The 12,875-nt window shown below is 73.3% G+C and carries 12 protein-coding genes; 3 read left to right on the top strand and 9 right to left on the bottom strand.

Annotation, left to right across the window (positions count from 1 at the left end):
• Positions 1 to 280: 280 nt before the first annotated feature.
• From ABD350_RS20960 to ABD350_RS20935, 6 genes are all read right to left on the bottom strand, one after another.
• Positions 281 to 1,321 (bottom strand): nucleoside triphosphate pyrophosphohydrolase, encoded by a 1,041-nt coding sequence (locus ABD350_RS20960; protein ID WP_344349759.1) that lies wholly within the window; start codon positions 1,319 to 1,321, stop codon positions 281 to 283.
• 159 nt (positions 1,322 to 1,480) lie between these two features.
• Entirely contained in the window at positions 1,481 to 2,131 is a 651-nt protein-coding gene (locus ABD350_RS20955) for a SurA N-terminal domain-containing protein (RefSeq protein ID WP_344349758.1), read from the bottom strand.
• 151 nt (positions 2,132 to 2,282) lie between these two features.
• Positions 2,283 to 3,110, bottom strand: a complete 828-nt coding sequence (locus ABD350_RS20950; RefSeq protein WP_344349756.1) for a glycoside hydrolase domain-containing protein — start codon at positions 3,108 to 3,110, stop codon at positions 2,283 to 2,285.
• Positions 3,111 to 3,193: 83 nt separating this feature from the next.
• The gene (locus ABD350_RS20945; RefSeq protein WP_344349856.1) at positions 3,194 to 4,687 is read right to left on the bottom strand and encodes a serine/threonine-protein kinase; all 1,494 of its coding nucleotides are present in this window, start codon (positions 4,685 to 4,687) and stop codon (positions 3,194 to 3,196) included.
• A gap of 38 nt (positions 4,688 to 4,725) precedes the next feature.
• Positions 4,726 to 5,349 carry a hypothetical protein gene (locus tag ABD350_RS20940; protein WP_344349755.1) on the bottom strand — a complete coding sequence of 208 codons (624 nt, stop codon included), beginning with the start codon at positions 5,347 to 5,349 and terminating at the stop codon, positions 4,726 to 4,728.
• A 157-nt stretch (positions 5,350 to 5,506) separates the two neighbouring features.
• Positions 5,507 to 8,089, bottom strand: a complete 2,583-nt coding sequence (locus ABD350_RS20935; RefSeq protein ID WP_344349754.1) for an N-6 DNA methylase — start codon at positions 8,087 to 8,089, stop codon at positions 5,507 to 5,509.
• Positions 8,090 to 8,279: 190 nt separating this feature from the next.
• On the opposite strand from ABD350_RS20935, the gene ABD350_RS20930 reads away from it, so the two are divergent.
• Both ABD350_RS20930 and ABD350_RS20925 read left to right on the top strand, forming a co-directional pair.
• A complete protein-coding gene (locus ABD350_RS20930) occupies positions 8,280 to 8,993 on the top strand; it encodes an Rv1352/Rv1906c domain-containing protein (protein WP_344349753.1) in 714 nt (237 codons plus the stop codon).
• A 148-nt stretch (positions 8,994 to 9,141) separates the two neighbouring features.
• Complete coding sequence (locus tag ABD350_RS20925; protein ID WP_344349751.1) at positions 9,142 to 9,891, top strand: hypothetical protein; 750 nt, start codon at positions 9,142 to 9,144, stop codon at positions 9,889 to 9,891.
• 34 nt (positions 9,892 to 9,925) lie between these two features.
• Here ABD350_RS20925 and ABD350_RS20920 read toward each other — a convergent pair whose 3' ends face one another.
• Positions 9,926 to 10,669 (bottom strand): GNAT family N-acetyltransferase, encoded by a 744-nt coding sequence (locus ABD350_RS20920; RefSeq protein WP_344349750.1) that lies wholly within the window; start codon positions 10,667 to 10,669, stop codon positions 9,926 to 9,928.
• Between the two features lie 49 nt (positions 10,670 to 10,718).
• Positions 10,719 to 11,435, bottom strand: a complete 717-nt coding sequence (locus ABD350_RS20915; protein WP_344349749.1) for an HNH endonuclease family protein — start codon at positions 11,433 to 11,435, stop codon at positions 10,719 to 10,721.
• Between the two features lie 189 nt (positions 11,436 to 11,624).
• Between ABD350_RS20915 and ABD350_RS20910 the strand changes: the two genes are divergently transcribed.
• Positions 11,625 to 12,401: an SDR family NAD(P)-dependent oxidoreductase gene (locus ABD350_RS20910; protein ID WP_344349748.1), complete on the top strand. Its 777-nt coding sequence runs from the start codon at positions 11,625 to 11,627 to the stop codon at positions 12,399 to 12,401.
• Between the two features lie 84 nt (positions 12,402 to 12,485).
• Here ABD350_RS20910 and ABD350_RS20905 read toward each other — a convergent pair whose 3' ends face one another.
• Positions 12,486 to 12,845, bottom strand: a complete 360-nt coding sequence (locus ABD350_RS20905; RefSeq protein ID WP_344349747.1) for a MerR family transcriptional regulator — start codon at positions 12,843 to 12,845, stop codon at positions 12,486 to 12,488.
• Positions 12,846 to 12,875: the final 30 nt, after the last annotated feature.

Genomic DNA, 12,875 nt, shown 5'->3' with positions numbered 1-12,875 from the left:
GCGGGACAGCCAGGACGGCGGGCGCCTCGGGGAGCGCCTTCGGGACGGGGGGCGACCCGGGGTGGCGGGTCGGTGGATCGGCCGGGCTCGTCGTACCGGTGGTGTACCTGCTCGTCCTCGCCGTGCCGGTCGCGCGGGGGGCCGGGGCGTTGGGCGTCGGGCGTAGGGGTTGCCGGTTCGCCGGCTCCGGGTGCCCGTGGCCTGCTTCGGGGACACTTCCGCTTTTCCGCCCCGCCGTACTGGGGCGGGAGGGATCCCGAGGTGCCGGTGGGTGATCCGCCTATCCCTCGTCCTCCTCCGCGTCACCGGCCGCGCGCGCCGCCTCGCCGGCCTTGATCGCGTCCCGGTACACCCGGGCCGCCGCCCGCAGCGCCGCCTCCGGATCGACGCCGTCCGCCTCGGCGCCGACCGCGAGCGCCAGCAGTTCGTACCCGATGCCCTCGCCGCGGGGCAGGGGCACCTCCAGGCCCGCCGTACGGACGCGGGAGGCGAGCTTGGCGGCCAGGGCCAGGCCGGGCTGGCCGAGCGGGACGCCTTCCGTGACCGAGGTGCGCCGCTTCTCGTCGGCTTTCACGCGCAGCCACTGCGCCCTGACGTCCTCCGGGGTCTCGGCCCGCTCGTCACCGAAGATGTGCGGGTGCCGGCGGATGAGCTTGGCGACGATGCCGCCGGCCACGTCGTCGATGGAGAACGGCGCGTCCGGGTCCTCCTCGGCGATCCGGGAGTGGAAGACGACCTGGAGGAGGACGTCGCCCAGTTCCTCGCGCAGTTCCACGCGGTCGCCGGCCTCGATCGCCTCGACCAGTTCGTAGGCCTCCTCGATGCCGTACTTGGCCAGGCCCTCGTGGGTCTGCCGGGACGACCAGGGGCACTCGGCGCGGATGCGATCCATGACCTGCACCAGGTCCAGCAGACGGGCGCCGGGCAGGTCGTAGGAGGCGGGGAGCAGCTCCAGCTCCGGCATGGCGACCCGGCCGGAGCCGGCCAGCCGGGCGAGGCCGTCGGTGAGCTCCGGTTCGCCCTCGCCGGTCGCCACGACCACCACCGTCCGGCCGCCGGCACAGGCGTCGACCAGTTCCCGCGCGGTGGGGGACGCCTGCGTCACCGCTATCCCGGCCTCGCGCAGATACGGCAGCTGCGGGTGCGTGCCGTCCGCGCACAGCACGGTGTCGGCGGCGCGCAGGGCCTGCCAGGCGGGCCAGGACAGCAGGCCGGGGGCGACGCGGTGGCTGGTGGTCAGCAGGACGATGCGGCCGGGGGCTGCTTCCCGGCCGGGGGCGGGGCTGGGTTCGGGGCGGGCTTCGGCGCTGGATTCGTTCACGATCCGAACGTAACCCACGGCACGCGAGGGTGGGACGAGTTATCCACAGGGCCAGGGTGCTCGTGTGATCGTACGATCGGAACGCTTGCTTCCGGTTCCGGTTTCGGTTCCGGATGCGGATGCGGATGCGGACCAGGCCGCCGTCCGGCCCCGGCCCGCCTACGTCGTCACCGGCTGGCCGCCCGCCGCCGTGGCCTCCCGGACCCATGGTGTCTTCGCGTCCACCCGGCTGCTCTTCTGCACGTCCCAGGTGCCGTAGCGCGGGTTGAGGTCGACGTGGAGGTCGGTGGACGCCTTGGACAGAGCCTTCCAGAACGCGGGCTGACTGGTGTCGGTGCCGAGCTTGGCGGCGAGCTTCTGCGCCTCCAGTTGCAGGCGCAGGTTGTCGTCGAGGCGGGCCGGTGCGATGCCGTACCGCTGCAGCCAGGCCGTCTCCAGGCCCTTGCCGCCGCCGGCCTGTTTCTCCAGGCCCGCGCGCATCCGCTGGATCTCCGCGCGGGTGACCGTGATGCCCTTGTCCTCGGCGGCGCGGTGCAGTACCCGGTCGAGCACCATGTTGTGCAGGGTGTCGCGGGTGAGGCTGCTGGTGGAGGAGACGACCTGCTGGTACTGCGTGTCGTCCGGTACCGCGGCCCGCTGGGCCCGGCGGACCTCGTCGACCCGGTGCTCCAGCTGGGCGACGGTGATCCGCTGCCCGCCGACCACGGCCGCGGCGCCCGGGTGCGCCTCGCTTCCGCAGGCGGTCAGCAGGGGGGCCGCGGTGGCGATCGCGGCGGTGAGGACGAGCGCGGTGCGACGGCGGCGGTGCAAGGTAGACCTCCTGGGGGGAGATTGTGCGACGGTGCACAAAGTCTTGCGATGATCGATGGTAGGCAGTGGGCAGGCCGCGGCCAACCCATTCGACCAACGATTCGCGCGTACTTCGGGCACCGCCGCGCCGCCCCGGGAGCGGACCGCCGGGTCAGCCGATGATGGCCACCGGCGCGTCCCAGGAGTCCCGGTCGACGGTCAGCGTGACACCGCCGCGCGTCTCCTTGCTGTTGACCATGTACTGGTGACCGCGGCTGTGCGGGGTGAACTGGCCGGCGCCCCACGGCCAGTCAGCGGTCGTCGTGTCCTTCTTGTCGTACAGCGCGTACCAGAGGTTGCCCGGCAGGTCCTTCTTGTCCGCGGCGGTGGCGACGGCCTTGGCGCTGGAGCTGGTGAAGCCGTAGTAGCCGGCGCGGTAGGTCTTGGCGCGCAGCGTCTTCGTGAAGGAGCGCACGTACGTCAGGACGGCGTCGTTGCACGCCTTGTTCTTGATGTCGTACGCCTCCATGTCGAGGTAGACGGGGCTGCCGGCCTTCATGCGGAGCGCGGACGCCTTGGCCACGGCGTCGGCGGCGTCCTTCGCGCCCAGCGAGGCGGCCGTCGCGGCGGTCAGCTTCTCGGGGCTGGAGCCGGTCTGGCAGGGCGGCTGGGCGCCGACGTAGATCGGGATGATCTTCCAGCCGAGGGAGTTCACCGACTTCACCCACGAGGCGGTGAGGTTGGGCTGGGCGCAGCCGCGGTTCTTGCCGCCCACATAGACGGCGACGGCGCCGTAGTAGCCGGTGTTCCAGGCCTTCATCGCGGACAGCGAGGGCGCGGTGCAGGTGTCGAACGCGCGGCCGGTGAACGTCTTCTGCGCGGGCCAGCCGGTGGCGGCCATGGAGGTCTGGGCGGCGATGCCGGCCCCGGCGGCGACCACCACGCCGACCGCTCCCCAGGCGATGTATCTGCGCTTCTTGGACTGCCGGTGTCCGGCCATGATTCCCACCCCTGTTCGTGCACCGCGGCTCACCCGCGTGCGTGCCTGACGCGATCGCCTGACGCGATCGATCGACGGACAATCTATCCGCGCACCTGTCCGAGCCACTGGAGGGTCCGGCGGACCTCCACGGCCAGCGGGTGACCCGGGCCGTGCAGCCGCTCGACGTCCATCACCAGCCGCGCGAGCGTGTCGTGGGCGGCCGGCCGGTCGCCGAGCGCGAGCAGCAGATGACCGACCCGCCGGCGCACCTCGTGGGCGAGCCGCGGGTCCTCGGAGATGTACTGGTTCTCGTAGTACGGCAGCAGCGCGCGGTACTCGGCGAGCGCCGCCGCCGGTTCTCCCAGCTGCTCCAGACACTGCGCGGCCTCGTAGCGGTAGCGCAGCGACTGCGCGTCCGCCGGGCCGGCCTCGGCGGCGCGTTCGTCCGCGAGGCGGCGCAGTTCGGGCAGCGCGCGCCGGTACTGGCCGTCGTCCAGGAGCGTGGCCGCGTACTGCTTGCGCAGGGTGCGTACGACCGGGGAGTGCTCGCCGTGCTGGTCGGCGGCGGCCGGCAGGATCGCGCCCAGGATGTCCACGGCCTGCGTGATACGGCCCTCGCCGAGCAGCCGTTTGACCTCGTCCACGGCGGCCGCGACATCGGGCTTGTCGGCCACCGGCGGTGCGGGCGCGACGGGGGCGGGCCGGTGTGCGGGTATCCGTGCGCGGTCCGGCCAGGGGGCGTGCGGACGCAGGAAGGGGCGCGTGGGATCCAGGGGCGCCCCGGTGGGGGTGCCGCGCGCGGGCAGCAGCAGCGCCAGATCCTCGTAGACCTCCTGCGCGGACGCCGGCCGGTGCTGCGGGTCCTTGGCCAGCAGGCGCAGCACCAGGGTCTCCAGTGCCTCGGGGACCTCGGGGCGGATCCGGCGCACGGGCAGCGGCGGCTCGTACAGATGCCGGTGCAGCACTCCGAGCGCCGTGGACCCGGCGAACGGCACCTCGCCGCTGAGCAGTTCGTGCAACAGCACACCCAGCGCGTACAGGTCGGTGTACGGGCCGACCGCGCCGCCCATCGCCTGCTCGGGCGCCATATAGGCGGGCGAGCCGATCGGGGAGCCGGTGTGGGTGAGCCGGGTGGTGTCGGTGTCCATCACCGAGGCCACGCCCAGGTCGAGGACGGTGACCGTGCCGTCCTGCTTCACCATCACGTTGCGCGGCTTGAGGTCGCGGTGCACGATCGGCACGGCGTGCACGGCGCTCAGCACGGCGCACAGTTGCGCGGCCACGGCGACCGCCCACGGCCACGGGTACGGGTCGTGCTCGGCGAGGTGGTCGGACAGGTCGGCGCCGTCGACGTACTGCATGACCAGGAACAGCTCGTCGCCCTCGCTGCCCGCGTCGTGCACGGTCACCAGGCCGGGGTGGTCCACCTGCGCGGTGACCCGGCACTCGCGCAGGAACCGGCGGCGCAGCTCGTCCGCCTCCTGGCCCGCCACCTTGTCCGGGCGCAGCAGCTTCACCGCCACGCGCCGGTCCAGCCGCCGGTCGTACGCCGTCCAGACCTGGCCCATGCCGCCCTGCCCGATGAGCGTGGACAGTTCGTAGCGTCCGGCGACGGCTCGTCCGGTCGCCACGCTCACCGACCGCCCTCGTGGCCGTCCTGCCGCCGCAGGTAGTCGCTCAACTCGTCCAGCTCCGCGCGCACCTGCTCGATCCGCGCGGGCGCCGGGGGCTGCGGCGGCGGGGCGACCGGCGGCGGCCCGGGCGCGGGCATGGGCGCGGGCACGGGGGTGTGCGGGGCCGGGGCCGGGGCGGTCGGTCCCGTCGGCGCGGTCGGTACGGTCGTCACGCCGTACGGCGCCGCCGGGGCCGGGTAGCCGTACGCCGGGCCCCCGGGCACCACCGCGTACGCCTGCCGGCGCAGCACGAAGTGCTGGATGTCCGCGGCCAGGTAGTACGCGATCGCGCCCACGAGCGTGCCCAGCACCAGGAACAGGCCCACATAACCGCCCGTGGTGTGGACCTCGTCGCCGGGCTCCGTCCCCAGCAGGGTGAAGCCGAGGACGTCGGCGGCCAGCACCGCGACGAACAGACCCCAGTCCAGCGACCGGCGCGTGACGAGCGCCAGCCGCAGCAGCATCGCCCAGGACAGGAAGCCGATGGTGAGGATCCCGAGTGCCACGAACAGCACACGCAGGAAGACCAGCCACGCCGTGTGCGGCGGCTGCGTCACCGGCTGTCCGTAGCCGTGGCCTTGCATGGCTGCTCCCGATCCTGGAAGTGGGCGTATCCGGTCGCCCGGCGGTCCGCGGGCGCGCGGATCACACCACTCGTGTGCTTGTCGCTTCGAGCATATGGCCCGGCACGGACAACTGATCAGGTGTGTACCGAACCGTTGTCCGGCCGCCGGCGCGGGGTCAGTCCGGTGCCACCGTTCCGTCGGTGAGCCCGTCGTACATCCCGCGCACCAGCTGCTCCCCGAGCCGGCTCGCGTGCCTGAGCGCCCGCTCGAACTCGTCGAGTGCGCGGAACCGCGCCCCGTAGCGCCGCTGCTCCTCCAGCGGCAGCCGGGGCAGGTGCAGCCGGCGCACGTCCAGCCGGGTCGCCGTGGAGGCGTAGCTGCTGGCCTGCCGGTTGTTGGCGGTACCGCGCAGGAACCCGGCCAGGAACCACGGGTCGAGCGCCGTGCGGTCGGGGCGCAGCAGCACCAGGTTGCGCCCCAGGGCCGCGCCCCCCGTCGCCTCGTCGATCACGCGCGCCACCGCGCCCCCGCCGAGCACGGGTACGACGACGTCGCCCGGCTCGGTCAGCACGGCCTCCTCCTCGCTCTCGGGCAGCGTGCCGGAGGGCGCCGTCCCGGCGAGGACGTCGTGGTCGGTGAGCACCGGCACGCGCGCGTGGCCGCCGTTCCCGCCGGTACGCATCACCAGCGCGCCCCCGCGCGCGAGCTCGCCGACGGTGGTCAGCGGCCAGCGCGCGGGCGGTGCCGGGTCGGCGGGCGGCGGGGTGAGGTCGGCGGTGAGCCGCAGCGTCGCCCCCAGGCGCTCGCGCACCTGCGTGAGCTGCTCCGCGCCGTCGGCCACCGCGGCCGGCGGCAGATGGCGGGCGGGCGCGAGGTCCACGTCGTCGTCGAGGAGTTCGATGACCGGCACGGAACGGGCGAGTCCGGGCCGCTCCGCGAGCCGCCCCGCGCCCGCGAAGGCACGCCACGCGTCCAGTACCGCCTCCCGTACCGCCTCCCAGTCCGGGCCGCCCCGCGCCTCCCCGGCGAACCTTCCGGTGTCCACGAGCAGCACCTCGGGCGCCGCCGGGGTCCGGTCGGGCCGGCGCAGCACCCACAGGTGCAGGGGGATGTTGTACGGCGGCGCCGCGCCGACCGGCAGCGCGACCACGGCCCGCAGCGCGCCCCGGCGCAGCAGATCGGCCCGGATCCGGCGCCCGGAGCGGCGGGAGGCGGCGGCCGGCGGCATCAGCAGGACGGCGGTGCCGCCGTCGGTCAGCCGGGCCAGCGCGTGCTGCACCCAGGCCATCTCCGATTCCGTGCGCGCCGGGAAGCCGTACTCCCACCGGGGGTCGTAGGCGAGTTCGTCGTGGCCCCAGTTGCGCTCGTTGAACGGCGGATGGCACAGCACCGCGTCGGCGCGCAGCCCGGGGTGGGCGTCGGCGCGCAGGGTGTCACCGACGGCGGCGCGCACGGTGGCCCGGCTGTGCAGTGCCAGCCGCAGCGCGCTGAGCGCGGCGAGTTCGGGCGCGCTGTCCTGGGCGTACAGCTCCTGACCGGGGCGGGCGTCCACCGCGCGCAGCAGAGCGCCGGTGCCGCAGGCCGGGTCCAGGACGGTGCGGGCCGGGCCGGCCAGGTCGGCCATCAGGCCCGCCAACTCGCCGGGGGTGAGCGTGTACTGGCGGGGGTTGGCGTCCAGGTGCCGGCCCAGGAGGAACTCGAACGTCTGCCGGGTGCCGATCTCGGCGGCGAGTTCGGCCGCGCCGCGGAGGAGGGGGACGGAGGGGAGGAGTTGGGGGCCGGTGGGGGTGGTGAGGGCGGGGGTGTCAGGGACGGTGGGGTCAGGGACGGTGGTGTGAGCCGTGGGCTGGTTGTGGACGGGCTGCGTGCTGTGAACCGTTGATTCGCCGTGGACGGCCGGGGCGTTGTGAACAGTGGGCGGGGCGTCCACAGTCGGGGTCGTCGGAGAGGGGTTCACAACGGGCGAGGTGGGGTGGGGATACACAGCGGGTGCGGTGGGGTCGGGGTTCACACCGGGCGCGCTGGTGTCGGGGTTCACAACAGGCGCGTCGGACCCCGAGTTCACACCGGACGCCGTAGAGCCCGAGTTCACACCGGGAGTCGGGGAACCTGAGGTCACACCCGGCGACGCGACGCCCGAGTTCACACCAGGCGATGCCGGGCCCGAGTTCACACCGGTCGACGCGGAAACCGCGTTCACAGCAGGCGAGCTGCCGAGCCCGTTCACGCCGGACTGCCCGAACTCCCCGTTCACAGCGGATCGCCCGTAAGCCGAGTTCACACCGCCACCGCCACCGTCACCGCCGCCCGCGATCGCGGCCGCGCCCGCACCCCCACCTCCCGCTCTCCCGCGCCCCCGCACGGCCCCCACCCGCGGCGTCAGCACCTTCTCCAGCGCCCCCGGCAGCATGGCGGCCAGCCTCGCGTCGGAGCCGGCGCTGGCGTCGAGCCAGACCGTGGGGCGCTCGTGGATCAGCAGCAGCGCACAGCCGGTGTGCACCAGGGCCGTCAGCGGGCCCTCCGGGTGGCCGGCGAGCTGCTGCCAGACCCGTTCACGCAGCGGTACCTCCGCGAGCTTCCCCTGCTTGCGCAGCCAGGCCTCGACCTCGGCGAGGGCGAAGGACGGGCTCGTCTCGGTGCCGCCGACCGGCTTGGGGAAATCGGCGTGCCGGCGGCGCCAGTTGCTGACGGCGGCCCGGCCCACTCCCGCGAGTCGGGCGATCCCCGCTGCGGTCACCTCTGTCGCGTTGTCCTGCACCGGATTCGCTCCCCTCGTCCCGTGTGTGCGCCGAGCATACCGGCGTACACAAAGTCTCAGGGGTTCACGGCCGTGTACACACCCTCAAGTGTGAACCGTGTTGACTCGGTTCACACGCTCTGCTGTTATTGACCCAGCGAACGAGCGGTCGCCGGAGGGGGAGGCCGCCGCATTCGGGGAGGGATTCGTCATGGGCATGAAGGCCAAGCTCGCGGTCGGTGCGGTAGTGGGGATCGCCGTCATCGGGGCCGTGTCCGCCACCGCCGGCGGCGACGGCGAAGACGGTGGTCCCAACGGCGGTGCCAAGACCGGCTCCACCGCCTCGGCCGAGCACAAGCCCGGCGGCGCCGGCCGGGACTCCGGCGGCTCGAACGACTCGGACGGCGCCGAGGCGGCCGAGGAGAAGAAGGCCTCGTTCGGGGGCGACGGGGACTACCAGGTGGGCACCGACATCGAGCCGGGGACGTACCGCACGACCGGCAACACCGATGACATGTGCTACTGGGAGCGTGCCAAGGACGCCTCCGGCGAGCCGGACTCCCTGCTCGCCAACGACAATGTCAGCGGCACGAGTTACGTGACCCTCAAGGCCACCGACAAGGTGTTCAAGTCCAGCGGCTGCGCCGACTGGGAGGCCGTGGACCCGAAGGCGAAGGGCACTCCCGCCACCTCGATGGCCGGTGACGGGGGCATGTTCAAGGTGGGGACGGACATCGCGCCGGGCACCTACAAGTCGGCCGGGAACGCCGACGACTCCTGCTACTGGGAGCGCACCAAGGACGCCGGCAACGGCGTGGACTCGATCCTCGCCAACGACAACGTGACCGGTACGGCCGTCGTCACCATCAGCGCCTCGGACGGCTACTTCAAGACCGACGACTGCGGTGACTGGAAGAAGGCCTGACCCGTTTGCCCACCCCGGCGCGGGGACACTCACCCCGCGCCGGCAGCCACCACCCCGTAACACCCCGCACACCCCCGTACCACTCACCCCGAACGGAGCCGTCCCGGCTCCCCGCTCACCAGAACACCTCTCTCAACAAGGAACCCTCATGCGTCGTACCGCATTTGCCGCTCTCTGTCTCGCCGCCGCGGCCACCGCCGGCCTCGTCACCGGCTGCCAGTCGGGGGACGACTCGGCCGACAGCAAGCCGAAGGGCCCGTTCGCCGGGCTGAGCGGTGGACAGATCACCGACCGGGCGTTGAAGGCCACCACCGGCGCCTCGTCCCTGCGCCTGAAGGGCCGGGTTCCCGACGAGGAGAGCAAGGGCTTCATCGACATCGACATGGCGATCGACAAGCAGGGCCGGTGCGCGGGCACGATGAGCATGGGCGGCGAGGGCAAGGCCGACCTGGTCAGGTCCGGCAGCACGGTCTACATGAAGTACGACGAGAAGTTCCTGCGCGCCCAGAGCGAGGGCGAGCCCAAGGAGGACACGGACGCGGCGGTCGACATGCTCGCCGGAAAGTGGACCAAGATGGCCGTGAAGGGCCAGGACGCCAAGGACATCGCGGCCTTCTGCGACCTGGACACGATCCTCGGCGACATCAAGGAGGGCGACACGGAGGCCACCCGCGGCAAGACCACGAAGGTCGACGGCACGCCCGCGATCGTCCTGCACGAGAAGGACGGCACGGACGACTACACGGCGCACGTGGCGACCGAGGGCAAGCCGTACCTGCTGCGCATCGACAGCGGGGCGAAGGCCAAGGAGCAGATCCACCTGGCCTTCAGCGACTACGGCCGTCCGGTTCCCGCGGACAAGCCCGCGGGGAAGATCATCGACCTGGACGCGCTGTAGGAAACCGGTACGGGGCCGGGCCCGGCCGCGCGGGTCACAGCGGGTGCCGCATCCAGACGTTGGGTTCGACGTAGACGGCGTACCCGCGCTCCGGTTCGCAGCGGACCGGGACCAGCGCGCCGGGCACCTCGATATCGCCTAGGCGGTCGAAGGGCAGCCCGGTCCAGCGGCGCCACTCCTGAAGCGAGCCGCCGACGGTCATGGAGGCCGGGGCGATGGAGTCGATGGTGGCGCCGGCCCGGGCGTGGACGCGCAGCCACGGGTCCTCGGGCAGCCCGTCGGGGCGGACCCGGTGGGCGTACTCGGCGATCGGGGTGTGCGGTTCGCGGTGCTTGGCGCTCGGCCGGACGGGGGCGACGACCTCGTGGAAGCCGCGGGCGCGGGCGTTGTCCCGCATCGCGGCAAGCAGGACGGCGGACAGTCCCCGGCCCTGGGCGTGCGGGGCGATGGTGACCGAGACGGCGCTCACCGTGTCCGGGCGGGTGCCGCGGCGCAGGTCGGCGAAGGCCCACGCGAGGACCTGGTCCCAGCCCCGGGCGGGCAGGGTGCCCCGGCCGGGCGCGTCGAGGGCGAAGGGCACGCTGTAGGCGTGGGCGACGACCCGGCCGTCCCCGTCCTCGGCGAACAGGGCGTACTCCGGCAGTTCGGTGGGGATACGGCCGTAGTGGGTGGCGCCCACGGGGTCGTTGGTGACGAACTCCGGCCAGGTGTCGGGCATGCCGGACACCGCGTCCAGCCGGTCGGGCCGCTCGGCGAGGCTGCTCACCTTGATGTCCATGCCGGTCACGATAGGTGGGGCGGACCCGCCGGAACAGCGGTTCGCCCGGTCACCGGGCCCGGAAGCGCTCGGGTGCCCGGGTCGGGTTGCCGCCGGTGGGCAGTTTCTGGTCCGGGCAGCCGGCGAGGACCTTCTTCATGGCGGACTGTTCGGCGGCGGTGACCCACAGGCCGTACTTCTTCTTGACCGCGACCTGGGCGGCGACGTACTCACACCGGTAGTCCTTGTCGGGCGGGAGCCAGGTGGCCGCGTCGCCGTCGCCCTTGCCGCGGTTGGTGCGCGCGTCCACGGCGAGGAGGTTGAGCGGGTCGTTGGCCAGGGCGATGCGCTTGCCGGGATCCCAGTACTTGGCGCCCTTCTGCCAGGCGTCGGAGAGGGCCACGACGTGGTCGATGTCGACCTGGCTGCGGCCGCGCCGGTAGGTGATCTTCTTGCCGGAGTAGGGGTCGGGGTCCAGCAGTCCGTAGGTGACCTTGCAGGTGCCGCCGGTGAACTTCACGTCCTTCAGGTCGCGTTTGAGGATGTCGTCGCGGGTGTCGCAGGAGTTGGAGTCGGTGTCCGCCCAGGCGGTGCCGAACCGGTCACGGGAGTAACCGGTCTTCGGCGCGCGTCCCTTGACGGTCAGTGAGCCGGCGGCGGTCAGGGCCGCGCCCCCGCCTCCGCTCTGCCCGGGCCCGGCGGCCCCGCTGTCCTGCTCGGCCGTACAGCCGGTCACGGCGACCAGCGTGGCCACGGCGGTGACCACCCCGCCCCTCAGACGCGTCACGGTGCGCCCCCCTTGCTCGTGCTGGTCCGCCCTTCGCGCGGGCGGGTCGTTCCGCTCTCCACGGTAACTTCCCCTCGCGGCACAGCAGATGGGACGTTGTCCTGTCATGCCATGACAAAGGCCTCATGTCCGGTGAAGAATCGCCGCCGTTTGACCTTGTCACTGGCGTCAGGGTCCGACGATCCCGGCATGACCGAGAACAGCACCTCCCGCGGCGGCTCCCGCCGGGACCCTCGTACCGTCCTCGTGACCGGCGCCGGCACCGGGATCGGCCGGGCGACGGCGCGCGCGTTCGCCGCCGAGGGCGCCCGGGTCGTCGCCGTCGGCCGCCGCTGCGCGCCGCTGGCCGAGACCGCCGAGGGACACCCCGGGATCACGCCCCTGTCCGCCGACCTGACCACCGAGGACGGGCCCGCCACCGCCGTACGGGCCGTGCTGGAGCGCTACGGCCGGCTCGACGTGCTGGTCAACAACGCGGCCGTCGTCACCACCGACTCCCTGCGCAGCTATACCCGCGCGTCGGTACGGCCGCTGCTGGAGACCAACCTCCTCGCGCCCGTGCTGCTCACCCAGGCCGCGCTGCCCGCGCTGGAGGAGAGCCGGGGGGTCGTGGTGAACGTGACGACGGCGGTGGGCCAGCGCGGCTGGCCCGGCAACTCGCTGTACGCGGCGGGCAAGGCGGCGCTGGAGGTGCTGACCCGCAGCTGGGCGGTGGAGCTGGCGCCGCAGGGCATCCGGGTGGTCGCGGTGGCCCCGGGCGCGATCGAGACGCCGATCGCCGACCACTCCGGCTACACCCCCGAACAGCGGGCCGCCATCAGGCGGTGGCAGCTCGCCCACACCCCGCTCGGCCGGATCGGCCGCCCCGAGGAGGTCGCCTGGGCCATCACCCGCCTCGCCTCTCCGCGGGCGTCGTTCGTGACAGGGGTGGTGCTGCCCGTGGACGGCGGCGCGGTCGTCTCCTGAACCGGCCCTTCAGGGAACCTCGGCCGGCTCAAGGAGCCTGGGCCGGCTCAGGGAACCTCGGCCACCTTGGCAACCCCGGCCATCTCAGGGGACCTCGGCGCCCGCCTCCCGCAAGGCCGCCGCCAGCCGGTCCCGCAGCTCGGTCTGGGCGGCGATACGGGCGTCCAGGACGGCCAGCCGGTCCCGGGCGACCTGGAGCGCCCGGGGAGCGGCGGGGCCGGCGGTGACGTCACCGTCCAGGCAGGGGAGGAAGGCCAGTACGTCGTCCAGGGTGAGGCCCGCCGCGAGCAGCCGGCGGATGTTGCGCACCCGTACGGCCGCACCGGCGTCGTACTCGCGGTAGCCGTTGGCGGCGCGCGTGGAGGTGATCAGGCCCTGCTGTTCGTAGTGGCGCAGGGCGCGCGGTGTCGTTCCGGTCGCCTTGGCCAGCTCACCGATCCGCACGCGCGCCCCCGCTCCCCCACCCGACCCGCT

The organism is Streptomyces nogalater (genome assembly GCF_039532885.1).
Taxonomy (GTDB): Bacteria; Actinomycetota; Actinomycetes; order Streptomycetales; family Streptomycetaceae; genus Streptomyces; species Streptomyces nogalater.
The sequence above is the reverse complement of the archived record's forward strand: the minus strand, read 5'-3'. Positions and strand labels throughout refer to the sequence as shown.